General features: G+C 69.3%; 13 protein-coding genes, 2 tRNA genes and 1 pseudogene. 8 read left to right on the top strand and 8 right to left on the bottom strand.

The window, feature by feature from the left end; genetic code table 11:
* Positions 1 to 74: 74 nt before the first annotated feature.
* Positions 75 to 1,604, bottom strand: a complete 1,530-nt coding sequence (locus tag ACX80F_RS09280; RefSeq protein ID WP_459336087.1) for an HNH endonuclease signature motif containing protein — start codon at positions 1,602 to 1,604, stop codon at positions 75 to 77.
* Between the two features lie 148 nt (positions 1,605 to 1,752).
* Between ACX80F_RS09280 and tmk the strand changes: the two genes are divergently transcribed.
* The 4 genes from tmk to ACX80F_RS09260 all read left to right on the top strand — a co-directional run bounded on the left by tmk (position 1,753) and on the right by ACX80F_RS09260 (position 5,401).
* Entirely contained in the window at positions 1,753 to 2,400 is a 648-nt protein-coding gene (gene tmk, locus ACX80F_RS09275) for a dTMP kinase (RefSeq protein WP_459336086.1), read from the top strand.
* The gene (locus ACX80F_RS09270) at positions 2,397 to 3,590 is read left to right on the top strand and encodes a DNA polymerase III subunit delta' (protein WP_459336085.1); all 1,194 of its coding nucleotides are present in this window, start codon (positions 2,397 to 2,399) and stop codon (positions 3,588 to 3,590) included. Before tmk ends, ACX80F_RS09270 begins: the two co-directional genes overlap by 4 nt.
* Positions 3,587 to 5,179, top strand: coding sequence for an alpha/beta hydrolase (locus ACX80F_RS09265; RefSeq protein WP_459336084.1), 1,593 nt, complete (start codon positions 3,587 to 3,589; stop codon positions 5,177 to 5,179). Before ACX80F_RS09270 ends, ACX80F_RS09265 begins: the two co-directional genes overlap by 4 nt.
* 146 nt (positions 5,180 to 5,325) lie before the next feature.
* Positions 5,326 to 5,401 (top strand) — tRNA-Thr (locus tag ACX80F_RS09260).
* Positions 5,402 to 5,580: 179 nt separating this feature from the next.
* Here ACX80F_RS09260 and ACX80F_RS09255 read toward each other — a convergent pair.
* Positions 5,581 to 6,420: an aldo/keto reductase gene (locus ACX80F_RS09255; protein WP_459336083.1), complete on the bottom strand. Its 840-nt coding sequence runs from the start codon at positions 6,418 to 6,420 to the stop codon at positions 5,581 to 5,583.
* Between the two features lie 62 nt (positions 6,421 to 6,482).
* Between ACX80F_RS09255 and ACX80F_RS09250 the strand changes: the two genes are divergently transcribed.
* Positions 6,483 to 8,426 carry a hypothetical protein gene (locus ACX80F_RS09250; protein WP_459336082.1) on the top strand — a complete coding sequence of 648 codons (1,944 nt, stop codon included), beginning with the start codon at positions 6,483 to 6,485 and terminating at the stop codon, positions 8,424 to 8,426.
* Here ACX80F_RS09250 and ACX80F_RS09245 read toward each other — a convergent pair.
* The 5 genes from ACX80F_RS09245 to ACX80F_RS09225 form a co-directional block, all read right to left on the bottom strand.
* On the bottom strand, positions 8,420 to 8,875 hold the full coding sequence (locus ACX80F_RS09245; RefSeq protein WP_459336081.1) for a hypothetical protein: 456 nt from the start codon (positions 8,873 to 8,875) through the stop codon (positions 8,420 to 8,422). The two genes, ACX80F_RS09250 and ACX80F_RS09245, sit on opposite strands and share 7 nt — an antisense overlap.
* 7 nt (positions 8,876 to 8,882) lie before the next feature.
* Positions 8,883 to 9,530, bottom strand: a complete 648-nt coding sequence (locus tag ACX80F_RS09240) for a bacterial proteasome activator family protein (RefSeq protein ID WP_459336080.1) — start codon at positions 9,528 to 9,530, stop codon at positions 8,883 to 8,885.
* Between the two features lie 168 nt (positions 9,531 to 9,698).
* Positions 9,699 to 9,908, bottom strand: coding sequence for a YbdD/YjiX family protein (locus tag ACX80F_RS09235; protein WP_459336079.1), 210 nt, complete (start codon positions 9,906 to 9,908; stop codon positions 9,699 to 9,701).
* Complete coding sequence (locus ACX80F_RS09230; protein ID WP_459336078.1) at positions 9,908 to 12,184, bottom strand: carbon starvation CstA family protein; 2,277 nt, start codon at positions 12,182 to 12,184, stop codon at positions 9,908 to 9,910. Before ACX80F_RS09230 ends, ACX80F_RS09235 begins: the two co-directional genes overlap by 1 nt.
* 155 nt (positions 12,185 to 12,339) lie before the next feature.
* On the bottom strand, positions 12,340 to 13,314 hold the full coding sequence (locus tag ACX80F_RS09225; protein ID WP_459336077.1) for an NAD(P)H-quinone oxidoreductase: 975 nt from the start codon (positions 13,312 to 13,314) through the stop codon (positions 12,340 to 12,342).
* A 65-nt stretch (positions 13,315 to 13,379) separates the two neighbouring features.
* Between ACX80F_RS09225 and ACX80F_RS09220 the strand changes: the two genes are divergently transcribed.
* Positions 13,380 to 13,467: transfer RNA gene (locus ACX80F_RS09220), tRNA-Ser, on the top strand.
* A gap of 109 nt (positions 13,468 to 13,576) precedes the next feature.
* Here the strand turns inward: ACX80F_RS09220 and ACX80F_RS09215 are convergent.
* Positions 13,577 to 15,010 (bottom strand): annotated as a pseudogene (locus ACX80F_RS09215) (DUF2252 domain-containing protein).
* A 394-nt stretch (positions 15,011 to 15,404) separates the two neighbouring features.
* On the opposite strand from ACX80F_RS09215, the gene ACX80F_RS09210 reads away from it, so the two are divergent.
* Entirely contained in the window at positions 15,405 to 15,863 is a 459-nt protein-coding gene (locus ACX80F_RS09210; RefSeq protein WP_459336076.1) for a septum formation family protein, read from the top strand.
* Between the two features lie 220 nt (positions 15,864 to 16,083).
* Complete coding sequence (locus ACX80F_RS09205; protein WP_459336075.1) at positions 16,084 to 20,658, top strand: ExeM/NucH family extracellular endonuclease; 4,575 nt, start codon at positions 16,084 to 16,086, stop codon at positions 20,656 to 20,658.
* Positions 20,659 to 20,731 lie beyond the last annotated feature (73 nt).

The following is a 20,731-nucleotide window of genomic DNA, read 5'->3' as shown; positions in this document are numbered from 1 at the left end:
GCGCAGGCCCGGAAAAGAGGGGGTCATAATGGTCTGCACCGCCCCGCCCGGCCCACTCGGCTGACGGACCGTCCTCATGGTGTCCCGTCGAGGGTCAGCTCGCGGTGTCTGTTCCGGCGCGGCGTGCGGCCGGGGTCGATGTAGGGCGGTGGCGTGAACCAGGGAATACCGTGCCTCATCTCGATCGCCCAGTTGCCGCGCTCGACGAGCCGGTGGTGGAAAGAACACAGAAGACAGCCATTGGAGAGGTCCGTTCGTCCCCCTGCGACCCACGGGGTGATGTGGTGCGCCTCCGTCCAGACGGCGGGGACCGTGCAATCCGGGAAGGCGCACCCTTTGTCCCGGGCTACCAGCGCCCGCCGCTGCGCCACGCCGAACAGCCGTCGGGCGCGACCGACGTCGAGGACTTCCCCGCGCCCGCCGAGGACCACCGGGATGAGGTCTGCATCGCACGCGATCTTGCGCACGGTCCGCGCGGTGACAGGACCACCGAAGATGCTGTAGCCGCCCCCGGGATCCGGTGGAGAAACACGGGAGGGTGCGGCGAATCGGCCGGACCCGGTGCCGCGCAGCTCCTCGACGAGAGCCCGGTGATCGATGGTCACCATCACCTGGGGTCGGTGGCCGCCGGTTGCAGGGAGCGTGTCCGTGGCGAGGGCGACCTGGCACGCACCGACCAGCCCGTCGAGGTGGCGTTGGGCTCGGGTCCGGTGTTCCCACCTCGGCCCGGTGCCGCCGATCCCGCCGGAATGACCGGAGCGGTCACCGCCGGCAGCCACGCTCCCAGCCCCGCGATCACGTCCTCCTGACCCGCTGCCGTCGCGCAGGGTTCGTGGATTGCTGGCTGTGTTCATGACGGTGAGGAGGTATTCGAACTGCTCGTCGTCCGCCGCGATCTCGAGCCGGTGCAGCCCGCGTCGTCTGCCCCGCAGGAAGACGCCCTGCTGCGCCTTCAGCAACTCCTCGGTGGGCTCGGCCCCGTCGGGATCGAGCGCCGCCTCCCACCGTCGGATGACCACGTTCAACAGGTCGGCATCCGATTCCGCGGCCTGCGCGGCCAGACTCTCCTCCATCGCCTGGAGCTGCACGGTCGAGGCGCCGGGCCGGACGCGTTCCACCGCATCACTGATCCGCGTTGCGGCATACGAGCTGATCCCCGCGGCCCTGAACGCGTCACCGACCGATCCGAGCAGGGGAGGACAGGGCTCCCCGGTGGCGGTTCGCCGGGGAAGCACCGCCTTTCCCAGACGGATGCGGCGCTGCGCCTCCTGCCGCGTGATACCCAGGCGTGCACGGAGATACTCCGCAGTGTCCCTGAACTCGTGGCTGTCACAGGGAACGGCCGGAGTGCCCCTCCAGCCCAGTCCGTTCCGGGTCTCCCCCACCCGCGCGATCTCCTGCTGGTCCGCCGCGGCCGCGCCCACCACCTGCAGATACTCGACCACCCGGGCGAGGTGCTCCACAGCCCCGAGGACCGCCGCGAGATCGGCCGTGGAGATCAGGCCTGCTTCTGTCTCGAACTCCTCGGCGATGTGCGCGAGCCGGGACCGCTCCTGGCCCAGGGCCTGCGCCGTCGTCGATCGTTCCACCACTGCTGTCGCCATGGACCAAGATTATTAGTACAGACGTTCTACGAATCCGGCGGGAGCCGGTATGTGGACAACTTCCGTCGACCATGAGCGGGAAGGCACGCCCACCGCACATCGCCCGTCCTGTGGCTTCGATGTCACGGCCACTCGGTAGGCTGGGCTCGTGACCTTTCCCCTCCCGCACGGGCTTCCCGGGCTCTTCATCGCGCTCGAAGGCGGTGACGGCGCGGGCAAGTCCACCCAGGCCGCCCTGCTCTGCCGGGCTCTCGAGGCCGGCGGCCACACCGTACTCCGCACACGGGAGCCCGGGGGCACACCCATCGGGGAGAAACTGCGCTCGCTCGTCCTCGAGCACGGCCACGGCGAGATCGACGCTCGTACAGAAGCCCTCATGTTCGCCGCCTCTCGGGCCGCCCACGTCCAGCAGGTGATCGTGCCCGCACTGGAGCGTGGCGACGTCGTCGTCTGCGACCGCTTTCTCGACTCCTCGGTCGCCTACCAGGGCGCCGGGCGCGGGCTGGGCACACAGGCCGTCCTGGACGTGAATCTCTGGGCCACCGACGGGCTCCGCCCCGACCTCACCGTCCTGCTCGACGTCGAACCCGCCGAGGGACGAAACCGCCGCACCACCGGAGCGGCCGCCGAGGACCGCCTCGAGTCGGAACCTGATGATTTCCACGCCAGCATCCGCGCCGCCTTCCTCGACCTCGCGCACGCGGAACCAGACCGGTACCTCGTCCTGGCCGCGTCGGGGACGCCCGAGGACCTCCACCGCTCCATCCTCGGCGCCCTCCCCCGGGTGTCGGCATGAGCGCCGTGACGCGCAGCCTCCCCGCCTCAGGCGTGTGGGCCGACCTCCGCGGACAGGATCAGGTGGTCGAGCAGTTGCGCCGCGCGGCGGAGTCCGGCGCACCGACGCATGCCTGGCTCTTCACCGGCCCGCCCGGCTCCGGCAGGTCGAACGCCGCCCGCGCCTTCGCCGCCGCCCTGCTCTGCGAGCGCGAAGCCCTCGGTGAGCGGGGCTGCGGCACGTGCAAGGCCTGCCGGACCGTCCTCTCCGGGGCACACGCCGACCTCACCAACGTCACCACCGAGAAGGTGACCATCAGCATCGACGAGGCACGCGAACTGGTCCGCAAGGCACAGGACAAGCCGTCCACCGGGCGCTGGCGCATCATCATCGTGGAGGACGCCGACCGCATGCAGGAGCGCAGCACCAACGTGCTGCTCAAGGCGATCGAGGAACCGCCGCCGCGCACCATCTGGCTGCTGTGCGCCCCGAGCCCCGGCGACGTGCTCGTCACCATCCGCTCCCGGTGCCGGTCCGTCGGCCTCCGGCTGCCACCCGTGCAGGACGTCGCCGATCTGCTCGTCGCCCGCGACGGGATCGATGCCACGACGGCGGAGGCTGCCGCCCGCGCAGCCCAGAGCCACATCGGTATCGCGAAGAGACTGGCCACGGACGACGGTGCCCGCGAACGCCGTAACCAGATCGTCCGGCTCCCGCTGACGTTGCGCTCGGTGGCCGGTGCGATGCGTGCCGCGGCGGATCTGGTGAAGCTCGCCGAGACGGAGGCCCAGAGCTCCTTCGAGCAGCGCGACGCCGAGGAGAGGACAGTCCTGCTCGCCACCCTCGGCGCTCCCGAGACCGGCGTCCTGCCGCCGTCGATGCGCGCACAGATCAAGAGGCTCGAGGACGACCAGACGCGACGCGCCAAGCGTTCGAAGAACGACTACTTCGACCGCGCACTGACGGACCTCATCTCCTTCTACCGGGACGTGCTGATGCTCCAGGTCTCCAGCGGACAGCTGCTCGTCAACGAGCCTCTGCGGCCCGAGCTCGAGGAGTTCGCCCGCCGGGAAACCCCCGAGGACACGCTGCTCCGGCTCGAGTCCATCAACGAGGTGCGTACGCGGCTCGTGAGCACCAACGTGTCCCCGCTGCTGGCAATCGAAGCGATGATGGTGAGCCTTCTGTCCCGTAAGGATCTCGACCGATGACCGGCGGATCGCTCCACCCCCTCGACGACGATCCGCGAGGGCCCGTCGGTCGCACCGTCGCGCTCCTCGCAACGTCCGCCGCCGTCGTGCTGGGGCTTTCCGGGTGCATGCTGCTCGCGCCCGACAGTCGACCCGACCCGCCCGTCGGCACAGTGGAGACCGCTGATCCGGCGTCGATCGGTGACGTGGACGCGGACCTCCAGCCCTTCTATACGCAGGACGTGCAGTGGGAGGGCTGCGAGGGATCGTTCTCCTGCGCGACGATCGAGGTGCCGCTGGACTACGCCGACCCCGGACGGGCGAGTATCGACCTCGCGGCGATCCGCGCGGATGCTTCCGGTGATGCTCAGGGGACGATCCTCATCAACCCGGGCGGACCCGGCGGGTCCGGCGTCAACATCGTCAAGGACTCCCTCGACTACGTCACGAGCGACCGGCTGCGGGAGGATTACGACGTCGTCGGCTTCGACCCCCGGGGCGTCAACCGGTCCAGCGCCGTGGAGTGCTACACGGACGCGGAGCAGGACGAGGCCCGACAGGAGACCTACCCGGTCGACGCACCACCCGACGAGCTGTTCGACCTCATGACGGTCGACGCGAAGGAGTTCGCGGACGTGTGCGCCGAACGCACGGGTGAACTGCTGGGCTTCGTGGACACCGAGTCCGCCGCACGGGACATGGACATCCTGCGGGCCCTGGTGAGCGACGAGAAGCTGAACTTCCTGGGGTTCTCCTACGGGACGCAGCTCGGAGCCACCTACGCCGAGCTGTTCCCGGAACGCGCCGGGCGCCTCGTCCTCGACGGCGCGATCGATCCGTCGCTGAGCAATGAGGAGATCACCCTCGGCCAGGCCGACGGCTTCGAGAAGGCGCTGCGCGCCTATGTCGCCGATTGCCTGGAGGGCTCCGAGTGCCCCTACACCGGCACGGTCGACGACGGCGTCCGGCAGATCCAGGACCTGTTCACCGCCGTCGAGCGCGAGCCGATGACGGCGGAGGACGGCCGCCGCGTGCCGATCTCCACCTTCGTCCAGGGCTTCATCCTGCCGCTGTACGACAACGGGAACTGGCCCACGCTCACGCAGGCCGTCTCCGACGCCCTCGAGGGCGACGCGTCCACCATGCTCTACCTCGCGGACCTTGCCGCCGAACGCGAGCCTGACGGCACGTACGCAGGCAACTCGACGGCGGCCTTCCTCTCCGTCAACTGCCTCGACTACCCGATGACGAGCGACCCTGCCCAGATGCGCGCCGACGAGGAGGAACTCGTCGCGGCGTCACCGACCTTCGGCCGGTTCCTCGCCTTCGGCGGCGTGACCTGCGCCGCGTGGAAGTACCCGCCGGTCCTCGACCCCGCGCCCGTGCAGGCGGTGGGTGCGGACCCCATCGTCGTCATCGGCACCACCGGGGATCCAGCGACACCGTACGGATGGTCGACGGCGCTGGCCGACCAGCTGGAGTCCGGCGTGCACGTGACGTGGGACGGCGAGGGCCACACCGCGTACGGCCGTTCGAACGACTGCATCCTGGACCTCGTCGACGACTTCTTCATCGACGGGACGGTTCCGGAGGACGGCGCCCGCTGCTGAGCACGTGCCCGGTTCCGTGATGGAGCACCCAGGGAGACCGGTTGCGACGTCCCGGACGCGAGCACCATTTTGACCGCGGCCGACCCCTCCTATAAAGTTGTCACTTGTGGATCGGCCCCGGGCGACGTCCGGGATCAGGAAGCATTGCCTCCTTAGCTCAGTCGGTAGAGCGTCTCACTCGTAATGAGAAGGTCGCCAGTTCGACTCTGGCAGGAGGCTCCACGATCGCCCCGGTTGGTTCGCTACCGGGGCTTTTTCGTGTCCGCATGCGTGGTCGGAGACACACAGGAGCCGCCCGGTGATGCCGGGCGGCTCCTGTGTGTCTCGTCGTTGCGCAGGCGCGGCGGGTCACGCCGTCGCGCTCACGCCATCCGTGCCCGACGAGCAGGCGGGACGCGGTATTACGCGAAGTCGGCTGTCGCGGGATCGGCGCCGATGCGGCCGGCCGCGCCCTTGTCCAGGCCGTTGATGGCCTCGATGTCCTCGTCCTCGAGCTTCACGTCGAGCGACTCCCAGTTCTCGATGATGCGCGACTCAGTCACGGACTTCGGGATGACCACGTTGCCGAGCGCGAGGTGCCAGGCGAGGACGACCTGCGCGGGCGTGGCGTTGCGCTTCTGCGCGATGTCCTGCAGCACGGCGTCGTCGAGCAGTCCCTTGCCGGAGCCGAGGGGCGACCACGACTCGTGGAGGATGCCCTTCTCGGCCTCGTACGCGCGGAGCTCCGACTGGTTCAGGAAGGGGTGCGTCTCCACCTGGTTGATGACGGGGACCACGCCGGTGGCGTCGATGATCTCGTCGAGGGCCTCGATGGTGAAGTTGGAGACGCCGATGCTCTTGACGCGTCCCTGCTTCTGCAGCTCGATGAGAGCCTTCCAGGTGTCCAGGTACTTGCCCTGCTTGGGCTGCAGCCAGTGGATGAGGTACAGGTCGAGGGTCTCGAGGCCGAGGCGCTCCATGGACTCCTCGAACGCCTTGAGCGTGCTCTCGTAGCCCTGATCGGCGTTCCACAGCTTGGTGGTGATGAACATTTCGTCGTGGCCCAGGCCCGAGGCCTCGATGGCGCGGCCCACGCCGGCTTCGTTCCCGTAGATCTTGGCGGTGTCGATGTGGCGGTACCCGGCCTTGAAGGCCCTGCCGACGACGTCCTCGGCCACGTTGTCCTCGACCTGCCACACACCGTAGCCGAGCTGCGGGATCGTGTGGCCGTCGTTGAACGTAAGATTTGGTGATGTAGTCATATAGGCGGGAACCAAGGATGCAGCCCGTTTATTTCGGTTCCCACCGACAACTATCAGCCAGCGTGCTTTCGTCCCGGTCCCTCGGCCGCGCTGATCGGTACGCGGGATCGGGGTGGGACGTGCTCGACGACGACGGCGCCCAAGCCGCACTCCACGACGCCGCGTACCGGTACGCCTTCCGCCGATCACTCTCCCTGCGACTCGCATCCTCCGCGGCCCTCGAAGCCGTCGGATCCCTGGGCGCGGCGCCCGGTGTCGCTCCGCGCAGCCAGGCCGACCCGCGCGACCATGCCGAGCGGGTCGATCCGGGTGAGCCGTCTGACCCGACCGAGCCGACCCACCCGCGCGACGCGGGAGAGCTGGCTGACCCGGTCGACGGTGGAACCTCCGCCCTCGGCGCCGACCGCGTCGCCGTCCTGCGTGCGACCAGGAACGCCCTGCAGCGCTACCTGCCGACGACGCTGCCTCCACGCGCTGTCGGGGACCCGACCCTGAAGGCCGCCCTCGCCGACCTTGCCCCGGCCGACCGCGAACTCCTCCTCCTGCATCACTGGGACGGCCTGCCGGTCGAAGACGCGGCCCGGATGACCGGGAGCGATCCCCGGCGCCTTGTCGCCGTCGAAACCGCCTGCGCGCGTGCAGCCCGACGGGTCGGTGCAACGGCCGTCGATGTGACGGTCGGCGATGCGAAGGCAGGGCAGGCGGGGATCGGCGTCCCGACGGCCCCGCAGCAGAAAGCTCCGGCGCTTCCGGACGCCTCCTTCGCCGCCGCACTGGCCGCCGCCGATCCGGCCGCCGCGATCACCGGTACGGACCTCGCCGGCAGCCGCGGAGCGCTGCGCAGCATCGACGGGCGGCGCAGCACGGGTCTTGTTCCGCCGGTCGTCGGAGAGCCTCCCCCGGCTGGGACCGCTGCCGCACCAGCCGCGCCCGCCTCCGCTGCTGCCGAGGCAGCATCGGCCTCGATGCCGGATGCCCCAGTCGCCCCGGCCGCCACGACGGAGGACGTCCCGCTGGTGAAGGAGGACGTCCCGCCGGTGAAGGAGGACGACCCCGGGCTCTCCGCCCGCATCGGTGTGCCCCGCCGCCGGACCGGGGCAATCGTCGGAACCCTGTGTCTGCTCGCCGTCCTGGCCGGCCTGGTCACGGTCCTCATCCCCCGCGCCACCCCCGGACCGGCGGGCGACGCGGAGCGGCTGTTCGCCCTGGCCGACGTCGTCGCCGTCGTGTCCATCGCGGACCTGCAACCCACGCAGGTCGACGGCGAGCTGCGGATGCTGCAGGCCGCGGCCGTGGTGCAGATCGTGAAAGGCGCCGCCGAGGGCACCACCCTGACCATCGACGTCACCGGGCGGAGCACCCTCGAACGCCCCTTCAGCCGGAATCTCTTCACGCCGGACCGGCTGATGTTCCTGGTACGCGACGGCGACGGAACCCTCTCGCCGCTCGAGGAGGACGAGGCGGTCCTGACCCTCGTCGACCGCCGTTCCCCGGAGGCGACGACCATCGCGGGCGACCCTGCACCGCTGCCGGACGAACTGCGCGACGCGATCCACGCGCTGCCGGCGGAGGAACTCGGCCTGGACACGAACGGGACACCTCCGGGGCTGGTCCCCGAGGAGGCCACCCTGGGCACCCGCCCGCCCGAGGACGACGTGGAGAACCACCCCCGAAGTCCACTGGGCACCTTCCGCGTCCTGCCCGCGGGGGACAGCCGGGCATGTGTGGTCTTCGAGTACGACGGGCGGGCGGTCCTGCTCCGCTGGCCCGAGGGTTTCTCGGCCTACGAGCGTACGGAGGTCCTGGCCTATCCCAATGGGGACCCCCGGCGCGGCCGGAAGGTGCTGACGGTCCTGAACGACCGCGGTTACCCGTTCGTGGACGACGAACGGCAGGCACCGTTCATCAGCGGCACCCCGACCGGCGAACGGGACGAGTGTGGTGGGCAGGAACTCGAGGTGTGGGACGTCGCCGTCGAACCCGGGACCACCCTGCTGACCTACTGACCGCCGGGCATGGCCCGTTCGGCTTCCTCGACGTCCTCCGCCACGAGCCGGGCGCGGCGTCGTACGTTGTCGAGGCCCGACGACGCGACGCCCCACCGTTCGCCGTCGAGGCGCGTCATCGCGGCGGCCTCCGCGGTCGTCGCGAGGGTGTTCCCGGCCCGGGACAGCGCCCGGTGGACCTGCAGGAGTGCGCCCGGGATGTCAAGGCCGGTACTCGGGGACGAGGCCTGGGCGTCCACGCAGATGGCCCGCACGCGCGGCAGCATGGCACCCAGCTCGTCGGCGACCGCGACGAGTTCGTTGTAGACGTCGTCGTCCTCGATGCCCTCGAGGATCTGGTGATAACGGTCCAGGCCCCGGCGGAAGCGGTCGTGCGCGCGGCGCCATACCCCGGTACCGAGCTCGGCGTCGTCCCTGCGGCCCTGCCGCGCCGCGGCGAAGAAAGCCACCTGGCCGTCAGAGGTACTGGCCGGGGCCGTGGCCCTCGGTCTGGTGCGGGACCGCCTGGTGGCCGGGCGGGGTGCGCTTCGGTTCGCCGTCCTCACCGATGACCACGCCGGGGGCGATCACCGTGCCGGGAGGAAGCTCGCGGAGCTGGAGGCGGGCGGCCAGCTGCTGGTTGACCATCTGCTGTGCCGCGAGCGCCGTCTGGATGCCGTGGAAGAGGCCCTCGAGCCAGCCCACGAGCTGTGCCTGCGCGACGCGCAATTCGGCGTCGGTGGGAACCGTGTCATCGTCGAAGGGCAGATGGATGCGGTGCAGCTCCTCGACCAGCTCCGGCGCGAGGCCGTCCTCGAGCTCCCGCACCGAGCGCTCGTGGATAGCGGCGAGCCTGGTGCGTCCGGCGTCGTCGAGCGGTGCACTGCGCACCTCCTCCAGCAACTGCTTGAACATGGTGCCGATCCGCATGACCTTCGCAGGTTCGTCGACGAGGTCCGAGAGCGGCGTCGGGCGCCCGTCCGTCGGCACAGGTACGGTCCCGACCTCGCCCGGTACGGCGTCGTCCGGGGCGGTCCCGCCGGCCGGGGCCTGTGGCTGATCCGGGGTGCCGTCGGTGATCGTGGGCACCGGATCGGACGGACCGTCAGGCTGCTGTTCAGTCATCCCGCTATGCTCCCACAACCCTCGGAAGCCGGTCAGGTCGGCCCCTGCTCCCGTGCCGGCAGCACGTCATGGCGAGACATCCGCCGGGTCGGGCGGGCGGACGAGGTTCCGGGAACGACGAAGCCCGACGCCGATCCACCGGCGTCGGGCTCCGTCATGTAATACCGCCTAGCAGCAACGGCCCTCGGGGTTCGCGTCCTGGCGGTCCGTCTTGTCCCGCCAGAACTCCCGCTCGGTCATGGGGACACCACCGGCATGCGTGCGCTCATGGTGGTCGAGGTACGCCTGGTAGGCGTTCTCGCCCATGACGCCCTTGAACAGCCAGGCGAGCTCCCGCGCGGTGTCGCGAGCCCGGGTGAGCACCTGCGGCACGGTCATCAGTGCCCCGTCCTCGCCGGCCGCTGACCGGGTGCGAGGTCGGCCCACTGGGCCTCCAGCTCCTTCTCGGCCGGGGTGGCCATGAGACCGGCAGGCGCGAAGACGCGCGAGGCCACGGGAGCATCCTCGGCATCCGGTCCGCCACCGTTCCGGTAGGCCTTGATGGTGGCGATGACCGAGGTGGCGATGACGATGATGGCCAGCACGACGAACACGATCGACAGTGTGCCCTGGATGAAGGTGTTCCGGACCACCGCCTCCATGGCCGCGACGGTCGGCGCTGCACCGAAGCTCTCCTCGCCCGCAGCGAGCGCATTGCGGAATGCCGTGTGCTGCGCCCAGTAGCCGATGGCGGGGACCGGCGAGAAGATCTTGAGGAACGACGCCGTAATGGTCACCACGGCGGCGAACGCCAGCGGCAGGGCGGGGATCCACAGGAACCGGAAGAGCCCGCGCTTGGCGCAGATCGCCATGCAGACGGCGAGCGCGATGGCTGCCAGCAACTGGTTCGCGATGCCGAACAGCGGGAACAGCGTGTTGATGCCGCCCAGCGGATCCGTCACACCCATGATGAGGATCGCTCCCCACCCGGCCACCATGATCGCGGTACAGATCCAGGCCCCGGTACGCCACGAGGTATCGCGGAAGCGGGGGACGAAGTTGCCGATGCTGTCCTGCAGCATGAACCGTGCCACGCGGGTGCCGGCGTCGACCGCAGTGAGGATGAACAGGGCCTCGAACATGATGGCGAAGTGGTACCAGAACGCCATCATCCCGGCGCCGCCGAAGACGCCCTGCATGATCTGGGCGATACCGACGGCGAGGGTTGGTGCGCCACCGGTCCGGGAGACGATCGACTCCTCACCCACGTTGGAGGCCATGGTGCTGAGCGCCTCCGGGGTGAGGGTGACGCCGGTCAGGCCGAGGCCGTTGACGAACGCGACCGCGCCTTCGATGGTGCCGCCCGTCGCTGCCCCCGAGGAGTTCATGGCGAAGTAGATCCCGCGGTCGATGGACAGCGCCGCGACGAGCGCCATGATCGCCACGAACGATTCCATGAGCATGCCGCCGTAGCCGATGAACCGCGTCTGGCGCTCCTTCTCGATCATCTTCGGCGTGGTGCCGGAAGCGATGAGGGCGTGGAAGCCGGAGAGCGCACCGCAGGCGATGGTGACGAAGAGGAACGGGAACAGCGTGCCGGCCACGACCGGACCCTGCCCGGTGGTCGCGTACTCGGTGACCGCGGGAACGCTGATCTCGGGCCGCGTGATGACGATCGCGACGGCGAGCATGATGATCGTGCCGATCTTCATGAAGGTGGAGAGATAGTCGCGCGGGGCGAGCAGGAGCCAGACCGGCAGCACGGCCGCGATGAAGCCGTAGATGATGATGCCCCAGGCGATCGTGATGCGGTCGAGCGTGAAGAGCTCGACGCCCCAGGCGGTCTCGGAGATCCAGCCGCCGCCGATGATGGCGAGCAGGAGAAGCACGAACCCGATCACCGAGACCTCGGTGACCTTACCGGGCCGCAGGTAGCGCAGGTAGACGCCCATGAAGAGGGCGATGGGGATGGTCATGGAGACGGAGAAGACGCCCCACGGGCTCTCGCCGAGGGCGTTCACGACCACGAGGGCGAGGATCGCCACGATGATGATCATGATCGCGAGGGTGGCGATGAGCGCGGCAGTGCCACCGATGAGGCCGAGTTCCTCGCGCGCCATCTGCCCGAGCGAGCGTCCGCCGCGGCGCATGGAGAAGAACATGACGAGGTAGTCCTGCACCGCACCCGCGAAGATCACACCGATGATGATCCACAGTGTTCCGGGGAGGTAGCCCATCTGCGCGGCGAGCACCGGTCCGACCAGGGGACCTGCTCCGGCGATGGCGGCGAAGTGGTGGCCGAAGAGCACGCGGCGGTCGGTGGCCGCGTAGTCCTTCCCGTCCGCCTTGTACTCGGCTGGGGTCGCACGGCGGTCGTCGGGCTTCAGAAGGTTCCGCTCGATGAACTTCGAGTAGAACCGGTAGGCGATCAGGTACGTGCAGACCGCCGCGAAGACGAACCAGATGGCGTTGACGGTCTCGCCCCGGACGATTGCGAGGATCGTCCATGAGACGCCGCCCAGCAGCGCTATCCCCACCCACAGGGCGATCTTCGCCGGCGTCCACCGGCGGTCTTCTGCTTCGGCCTGCTGCGGGTCGACGGCGACCGGCGGCAGGTCCGGGTCCGTCACCAGCACGGCGTCGTGCCGGTGGGACCCGTTCTGCTTATTGCTCATGGTGCTCCTCAAGGAGAGAGTGTGATGCACACGAAAGTAGCAACATAGTGAGGCGTACATCACACGGCAAGCCCCTTGGACCAGGGGTTGCGCCGAACGTACACCTACCTGCGCCGAGCGGGCCCCCTCCCGACCGGGACGTGCACCCGGCGCTCCTAGCCCATAGTCAGCAGGACCTTGCCGGTGTGCTCGCCGGAGTCGAAATAGGTGTGCGCGTCCATGACCTCCTCGAGCGGGAACGTCCGGTCGACAAAGGGTCGCACGGCGCCGGAGGTCACGAGGGGCCAGACGTTCTCCTGCACCGCACGCATGATCGCCGTCTTCTCCTCGACGGGACGGGACCGCAGCGTGGTACCGGCCACGCTCGCCCGCTTGCCCATCAGCGCCGCGAGGTCGAGTTCGGCCCTCGCGCCCCCCTGCAGGCCGATCACCACGAGCCGCCCGCCCGTCGCGAGCGCCTCGATATTGCGCGCCAGGTAGCCCGCTCCGACGACGTCGAGGATGACATCGACGCCCCGCCCGCCGGTCGCAGCCCTGATCTCCGCGACGAAATCCTGGTCGCGGTAGTTGATCAGGGACCCGACGCCCAGGGACCGGGCGACATCGAGCTTGGCAGTCGATCCCGCCGTCACGTGCGGGACCGCACCGACGGCGAGGCTCACCTGGATGGCCATCAGGCCGATGCCGCCGGACGCACCGTGGATCAGCACGTGGTCGCCGGCCGCGAGACCGGCCTGCAGCACGAGGTTGGACCAGACGGTCGCGGCCGTCTCCGGAAGCGCCGCGGCCTCCACGAGGCCCACGCCCACCGGTGCGGGGATCACCTGTCCCGCCGGGACCGCGACCTGTTCGGCGTACCCGCCGCCGGACAGCAGGGCGACGACGGCGTCCCCGACGGCGAAGCCGGAATCGCCCGCGTCGGCCACGTGCCCGGAGACCTCCAGCCCCGGGACGGCGGACGCACCGGCGGGTGGCGGATAGAAGCCGCGTCGCTGCTGTACATCGGCACGGTTCAGGCCCCCGGCGACGACGTCGATGAGGACCTCGCCGGCGGCCTGCACCGGTGCGGGGACCTGCTGCACCGAGAGGACCTCGGGCCCGCCCTCCCCCTCGATCACGACTGCACGCATACCGGCCTCCACTCTCTTTCCTGGGTATTTGGGGGTCACCTTCACCTCGTGAAACACTAACGGCGGGAAGGTTGTCCGAGCGGCCGAAGGAGCTGGTCTTGAAAACCAGTGGGCGGTTACCCCGTCTCAAGGGTTCGAATCCCTTACCTTCCGCGAGAGCCACAGCTGCACCGACCGGAGGCCGGTCCGGCCGATCGAAGGATCGACCGGACCGGCCTCCGGCGTTGCGGCACGGGCCGTCCCGAGTGGCTGCACCATCGGCCTAGACGGAGTCGGATGCTTCCAGACGGCCTGAACTGATCGCCTTCGCGAACGCTTCGTAGTCCCGTTCGTTCTGGTCGGCGTAGCGTGCCGAGAAATCGGCTATGGAGCGGTCGAACTTGTCGCTCCTGCCAAGGTAAGCGGCGAGCGCGATCGGGTCGCCGGAGCGGGCATGCGCCCGGGCAAGGGTCCACCCGCAGGCACTGGCGTAGAACGTCATGGCGAGTGGCTTCATCCCCTCGACCACGGCGGAGCCCTTCATATCGCGCAACTGGCGCCAGTACAGGTACCGGTCGTCCTGCACCCCCTTGGTCCACCCCAGGAAGATGTCGCTCGCTGCCTGCATCATCCGCTGCCCCTGCACCACGCGCTCGCCGGGCTGCCTGAACCGGCTCTTCGGCAGGTGGTCCTCGAGCACCGACCGCGTGGCCTCCTTGACCTGCAGGAACAGGGGATCCTGCTGGTCGCGGCCCTGGAGCAGGGCGATGAACGCCCGCATCCCCACGCTGCCGACCCCCACGACCTTGCGGGCGACGTCGACGACCTCGAAACGTTCCAGCAGCTGGCGTCGGTCGGCGGGCAGTGTGGAGCGGTAGGACCGGAGCTGTTCATGAATCGCGGATTCCACCTCGTCCGCCGACAGACCCTGCGCGCCCCCCATCTCACGCATTGGAATGACGATCGGTGGCTGACTCACGATCCGGTACTTCCCGTCCACGAGCTCGGCGAGCTTGGCAAGGGCATGCAGGCTGTCCCGGGTGCGGGCCTTGTCCACATTTCGGCGCGCCGCCTTGACCCCGCTCTGCGCCTTCTTCAGCGCCTTGCCCTTCTGGGTCTGCACCACCAGGTCCAGGGCGTCCATCAACTGCTCCTCGGACAGGCGGGCTTACCAGACGTCCAGCGTGCGCATCTGCGCGAACTCGGCCATCGCCTCGCGGTAGGCCCGCACCGCCGTGAGCGTCACGTCGCGGACCTCGTCCGCCGTGAATGCGTTGTTCCGGGCGGCGATCGTGAAACTCGCGGACATGCGCTTGACGTCGTACTCGAACGGCCCCGGAAGGATCTCGTCGAAGTCGTTGAGGTCGAACAGCAGGTTCCGCTCCGGCGAGGCGAAGACGCCGAAATTGGACAGGTGGGCGTCCCCGCAGAGCTGGGACACGAGGCCCGTGCGCGGCGTGTCCTTCAGATCGGCGGCCATGATCTTCGCTGCGCCGCGGTAGAACGTGCACGGCGAGACCAGCATCCGCCCGTGCCGCACCGGCACGAGATCCGGGTCACGGGTTCGGTTCTGTTCCTCGAGCAGCGCCACCGGATCGGGGCGGCCGGTCGCCGGGGTCCAGCCCTTGTGGCCGGACAGCGGCGACTCCTCCCTGCACGCCTTGCCTTTCGCGGCACGTTCCTCGACACTCGGGTGCTCCACCGTGGTCTCGGTCATGATCGACGGCCTCCCTCTTCCCTCAGGGACCGGCCCCGCCGCCGAGGGCTGGGTCGATCCGTGCTCGGCGCGCGCACGCGGCCTGTTGCGGTGTCCAGCGGCACCCCGTCGGGAGACGGGTACGCCGCCGGTCACGCTAGCGATTCTGACGGTCCCGTACCTCCTCCCCAGGGGGTGATCGTGCACGCCCCTCCGACGTCGCCATCGGCTGGGGCTTCGGCCTCCGGGACCGTCGGGGCCCGTGCCGCGCCGTCGCCGCTGGTGCGCCGTCGTGCGGTACTGTCCCGAGGAGCAGCAGCCGCGCCACGGAGGCGTGGCCGGGGACAGGGGTGCAATGCACAGGAGGCAGGGCGGACGGACGTCGTCGCGCCGACGGGGGGTGACGGCGTCGGCCATGGGATCGGTCGCAGCCATCGTTCTGGTCGCGGGCTGCGGGGTCTTCGGACCGGAGGAACCCGCGGAACCGGAGCAGAGCCCCGACAGCACGGCCACAGCAGGGGCCTCCCCGATCGGTGTGGGCGAGTGCATCAACGACCCCGGCCTGGAGGATCGCTCGGACATCCCGGTCGTTCCATGCGACGAACGGCACGTGTTCGAGGCCTTCGCCGCCACGCGGATGTCCGACGGCGAGTACCCCGGCCAGGGCGAGGCCAACGCCGCGGCCACCGAGTTCTGCGCCGAGGAGTTCAGGGCGTTCATCGGCGTGGACTACGACGCCTCCGTCCTCGAGCTGCTTTACTTCTACCCCGTCGAGGAGAGCTGGGACGCCCAGGGTGACCGGGAGATCCTGTGCCTGGTCGCCGAGCAGGAGGAGACACCGGTGACAGGAACACTCCAGGACGCGGGCAGATAGCGCCATTCGTCCACAGATCACGACCAGTCGCCCCGAAACTTCCGGGGCCACTGGTCTTTTAGTAACCCAGTGTTAACGATGATCTGGTTGGCTACTCCTGGGGATAGGAATGTCACCTGCGTCACATATGGTGCACATGCCAACACGTCCACTCACCACGGGTCGGCGGGCTTCACTCGCGGCCGCCATCGCGGCCATCGTCAAGGAGAAGAAAGAACGAATGGACAATTCGTCATGGAAGGGAGCGCTTTGTGCGGCGCTGTCGGTGGGGCTCCTGGCCTCCCCGATCATCGCACTGCCGGCCAGCGCGGTCGAGACACCCCCCGGGACGGCGTCCGTCACAGGAGACGGCGTCATCATCAACGAGGCGTACCTCACGGGTGGTTCCGCGGGAACGCCGTTCATCAACAAGTACGTGGAGCTCTACAACCCCACCGACGCTCCGGTGAGCCTCGACGGCTGGTCGCTGCAGTACCGCGCACCGGGCTCCACTTCCACTCCGGGACCGACCGCACTCCGCGGCACCATTCCCGCCAAGGGCTACTTCCTGATCCAGGGTGGCAGCAACGGTGCCACCGGTGCCGCGCTGCCCACCCCTGACCTCACCAGCGGATTCAACCCGGGCGCAGCCGGCGGCATTATCGTCCTGGCGAACCAGACGACCAGCGTCGGCGCCCTGCCGGTCGGCAACGCCACCGGCGTCCCGGGCGTCGTCGACCTCCTCGGCTACGGCAGCGCGAACGCCTTCGAGGGTACCGTTGCCACCACGCCGGGCGCGGGCAGCACGAAGTCCGCGAACCGCACGGACTTCACCGACACCGACGACAACGGCCGCGACTTCACGCTGCAGGACACCACGCCGATGAACGCGACCGGCACCGCCGGCACGCCGACGCCGACCCCCACGCCGACGCCGACCCCGACGCCCACCGACCCCCCGGTGCCCGGCGTCGTCACCCCGATCCGTGACATCCAGGGGACAGGTTCCGCCACCCCCCTGGCCGGGCAGACCGTCACCACGCGCGGCAAGGTCACCGCCGCCTACCCGACCGGCGGTTTCGCGGGCTTCTACCTGCAGGCGGCCGGAAGCTCGGCAGCCGGAGACCAGACGGCATCGGACGCCATCTTCGTCTACTCGCCCGCGACCGTCGAATCCGTCGCCGTGGGAGACCACGTGGAGGTCACCGGCACCGCCGGCGAGTTCTACAACCTGACCCAGCTCACCGTCGCCGCAGGAGGTACGGTCAAGCTCGCCGACGCCGCCGAGGAACCGAAGGCGTCCGCCATCGCACTCCCCACCACGGAGGCAGCGCGTGAAGCGGTGGAGGGCATGCTCTTCCACCCCGCCGAGACCTTCACCGTCGCCGACAACTACGCACTGAACCAGTACGGCGAGGTCACCCTCGCCACCGGGACCGAGCGCCTCCGCCAGCCGACCGACGTCGCACGCCCCGGCACCCCCGAGAACGCTGCGGTCATCGCCGACAACGCGGCCCGGAGCATCCGGCTCGACGACGGCGCGTCGACCAACTTCTTCACCCAGGTCAACCGCGGCACGGTGCTGCCGTACATCACGCCGTCGCAGCCGGTCCGCGTCGGCTACAGCGCGCAGTTCACCTCCCCGGTGGTCCTGGACTTCCGCAACAGCGCGTGGAAGTTCCAGCCGTTGACCGAACTCAAGGGAGCCAGCCCCGACGGCGTGCAGCCCGTGCAGTTCGCCGGTGAGCGCCCTGCCGCCCCCGAGGAAGTCGGCGGGAACCTCACGATCGCGTCGTTCAACGTGCTCAACTACTTCGCGACCACCGGTGAGCAGCTGACGGGCTGCACCTACAACACCGACCGCGCAGGGAACCCGACCACGGTGCGAGGCGGCTGCGATGCCCGCGGCGCCGCGACCCAGGAGAGCTTCGAGCGCCAGGAGGCGAAGATCGTCTCGGCGATCAACGCACTCGACGCCGATGTGGTCACCCTCATGGAGATCGAGAACTCCGCGAAGTTCGGCAAGGATCGCGACTTCGCCCTGAAGACCCTCGTCGACGCACTCAACGAGAAGGCACCCGGCACCTGGGACTACGTCCGCTCTCCTGCGGCCCTGCCGGCGCTGGAGAACGAGGACGTCATCCGCACGGCCCTGATCTACAAGAAAGCCACCACCGAGACCGTGGGCGAGTCCGTCATCCTCGACGACAACGTGGTGTTCACCAACGCACGCAAGCCCCTCGCGCAGGCCTTCAAGCCCGTCGGCGGGACCGCGGACGAGACCTTCCTCGCGATCGTCAATCACTTCAAGTCGAAGGGATCCGGCCCGAGCTCGGGCACCAACGCCGATGCCGGTGACGGCCAGGGCGCCTGGAACGCCGCGCGCGTGAACCAGGCCCGGGCCCTCGTCGCGTTCGCCGACTCCATGAAGACGGCGGCGACGACGGACAAGGTCTTCCTGACCGGCGACTTCAACGCCTACACGCAGGAGGACCCCATGCAGGTCCTCTACGAGGCCGGGTACGTCAACCAGGGCGAGAAGGACGACAGCATCTCCTATGTCTTCTCGGGCCTGAGCGGCTCCCTCGACCACATCCTGGCGTCACCGACGGCGGACGCCACGGTGTCCGGGGTGGACACGTGGAACATCAACTCCGTCGAGTCGGTGGCCCTCGAGTACAGCCGGTACAACAACAACGTCACCGACTATTACCAGGCGGACCCGTACCGCGCCAGCGACCACGACCCGGTGATCGTCGGCCTGGACCTCGCACCGGCCGACACCACCGCGGAACTGAATCTGCTGAACATCAACGACTTCCACGGTCGCATCGACTCCAACACGGTGCGCTTCGCCGGGACCGTCGAGAAGCTCCGTGCCGAATTCGGTGAGGACAGGACGGCCTTCCTCTCGGCCGGCGACAACATCGGAGCGTCGTTGTTCGCCTCTGCGCTGCAGGACGACCAGCCGACCATCGACGTCCTGAACATCCTGGAGCTCCGCGCCTCCGCCGTGGGCAACCACGAGTTCGACGCGGGCTTCGAGAACCTGACCGGCCGTGTCGCCGACGCAGCCGACTTCCCCTACCTGGGTGCGAACGTCTACACCAAGGGCACCACCGAGCCCGCCATGGACGAGTACTCGATCATCACCGTCGACGGTGTCGATGTCGCGGTGATCGGTGTGGTGACCGAGGAGACCGCCGCGCTCGTCAGCCCCGGTGGCATCTCGACGGTCGACTTCGGTGACCCCGTCGAGGCGGTCAACCGGGTGGCGCAGGAGATCGAGGCACAGGACCTCGCCGACGTCATCGTCGCCGAGTACCACGAGGGCGCCGGAGACGGCGTTGCCGAGGGTTCCACCGTGGAGCAGGAAATCGCCGCGGGCGGGGTATTCGCCGAGATCGTCACGGAGACGACGCCCCTCGTGGATGCCATCTTCACCGGCCACACGCACAAGCAGTACGCCTGGGATGCCCCCGTCCCCGGCGCTGCAGGTGAGACCCGGCCGATCCTCCAGACCGGGTCCTACGGCGAATTCATCGGTCAGATCACCCTGACCGTCGACACCGCCACGGGCGACGTCGAGTCCTACACGGCCCGCAACGTCGCACGCACCACCGAGACGGACGCGGCCCTCGTGGCCGCCTACCCGCGCGTCGCCGCGGTGAAGACCATCGTCGATGCGGCCCTCGCGGAGGCGAAGGTCATCGGCAGCCAGCCGGTCAGCGCGGTCACCGCGGACATCACCACGGCCTTCTCGGGTACAGCCCGCGACGACCGCTCGAACGAGTCGACGCTGGGCAACCTCGTCGCCGACTCGCTGCGGGCCAGCCTCGCACCGGCCGAGCGCGGCGGTGCGGAGATCGGCGTCGTGAACCCGGGCGGACTCCGCAATGAGCTCTACTACGCCCCGGACGGCGTCGTGACGTTCGCCGAGGCGAACGCGGTCCTGCCGTTCGTCAACGACCTGTGGACCACCACGTTGACCGGCGCGCAGTTCAAGGCGATGCTCGAGCAGCAGTGGCAGCCGGAAGGCAACACGCGGTCCTTCCTGGCCCTCGGCCTGTCGGACAACGTGAGCGTCACCTACGACCCGGAGCTCGCGCGGGGTTCGAGGATCACCTCGGTCATGATCGACGGAGCACCGCTCGATCCTGCCCGGGATTACCGCATCGGCACGTTCAGCTTCCTGGCACAGGGCGGCGACAACTTCACGGTCTTCCGTGAGGGTACCGACACCCGCGAGTCGGGACTCGTGGACCGCGACGCGTGGATCGACTACCTGCGTGCCAACAGCCCGCTGTCGCCGTCGTTCGACCGTCGCGCCGTGCAGGTGCAGGGCGCCCCGGCGACCGTGAAGGCCGGCGCCGCCGTCTCCTTCACGGTGTCCAAGCTGGATCTCACCTCGCTCGGCAGCCCGACCAACACCACGTTGGCCGCGCGCTTCGTCGCGGCGGACGGCACGGTCACCGAGCTGGGCAGCGTCCCGGTCACGGGCGGCAGCGCCACGGTGAACCTCACCGTCCCGGCGACGGCCGGAGGAGAGGGGCGCATCGTCCTGACGGCTGCTCCGAGCGCCACCACGGTGACCCTGCCGGTCACGGTGGAGGCCGTCACGCCGACGGAACCACCCACGCCGGAGAAGCCGGTCAAGCCCGGCAAGCCGGAGAAGCCGATCAAACCCGGCAAGCCGATCAAGCCTGGGAAGCCGGCCTGCTCCGAGCCGACCGCGCCGGCCGAGGGCGCGAACCACGGCACGTGGGTCAGCTACCGCGCGCACCTCGCGAACTACAACCGCTGCCTCGAAGGCTAGGGTGATCGCCGGACGCACCGCGACCGGCCCGAGATGACAGAGGGACCCCCGCCACGACGGCGGGGGTCCCTCT

This window comes from Arthrobacter sp. TMS2-4, assembly GCF_054511075.1.
The sequence above is the reverse complement of the archived record's forward strand: the minus strand, read 5'-3'. Positions and strand labels throughout refer to the sequence as shown.

Coding starts and splice junctions, on each gene's coding strand:
- ACX80F_RS09205 (WP_459336075.1), top strand. CDS start 16,084: ATGGACAATTCGTCATGGAAGGGAGCGCTTTGTGCGGCGCTGTCGGTG.
- ACX80F_RS09210 (WP_459336076.1), top strand. CDS start 15,405: ATGGGATCGGTCGCAGCCATCGTTCTGGTCGCGGGCTGCGGGGTCTTC.
- ACX80F_RS09265 (WP_459336084.1), top strand. CDS start 3,587: ATGACCGGCGGATCGCTCCACCCCCTCGACGACGATCCGCGAGGGCCC.
- ACX80F_RS09235 (WP_459336079.1), bottom strand. CDS start 9,908: ATGACCGTGCCGCAGGTGCTCACCCGGGCTCGCGACACCGCGCGGGAG.
- ACX80F_RS09280 (WP_459336087.1), bottom strand. CDS start 1,604: ATGGCGACAGCAGTGGTGGAACGATCGACGACGGCGCAGGCCCTGGGC.
- ACX80F_RS09225 (WP_459336077.1), bottom strand. CDS start 13,314: ATGCGTGCAGTCGTGATCGAGGGGGAGGGCGGGCCCGAGGTCCTCTCG.
- ACX80F_RS09255 (WP_459336083.1), bottom strand. CDS start 6,420: ATGACTACATCACCAAATCTTACGTTCAACGACGGCCACACGATCCCG.
- ACX80F_RS09240 (WP_459336080.1), bottom strand. CDS start 9,530: ATGACTGAACAGCAGCCTGACGGTCCGTCCGATCCGGTGCCCACGATC.
- ACX80F_RS09270 (WP_459336085.1), top strand. CDS start 2,397: ATGAGCGCCGTGACGCGCAGCCTCCCCGCCTCAGGCGTGTGGGCCGAC.
- ACX80F_RS09230 (WP_459336078.1), bottom strand. CDS start 12,184: ATGAGCAATAAGCAGAACGGGTCCCACCGGCACGACGCCGTGCTGGTG.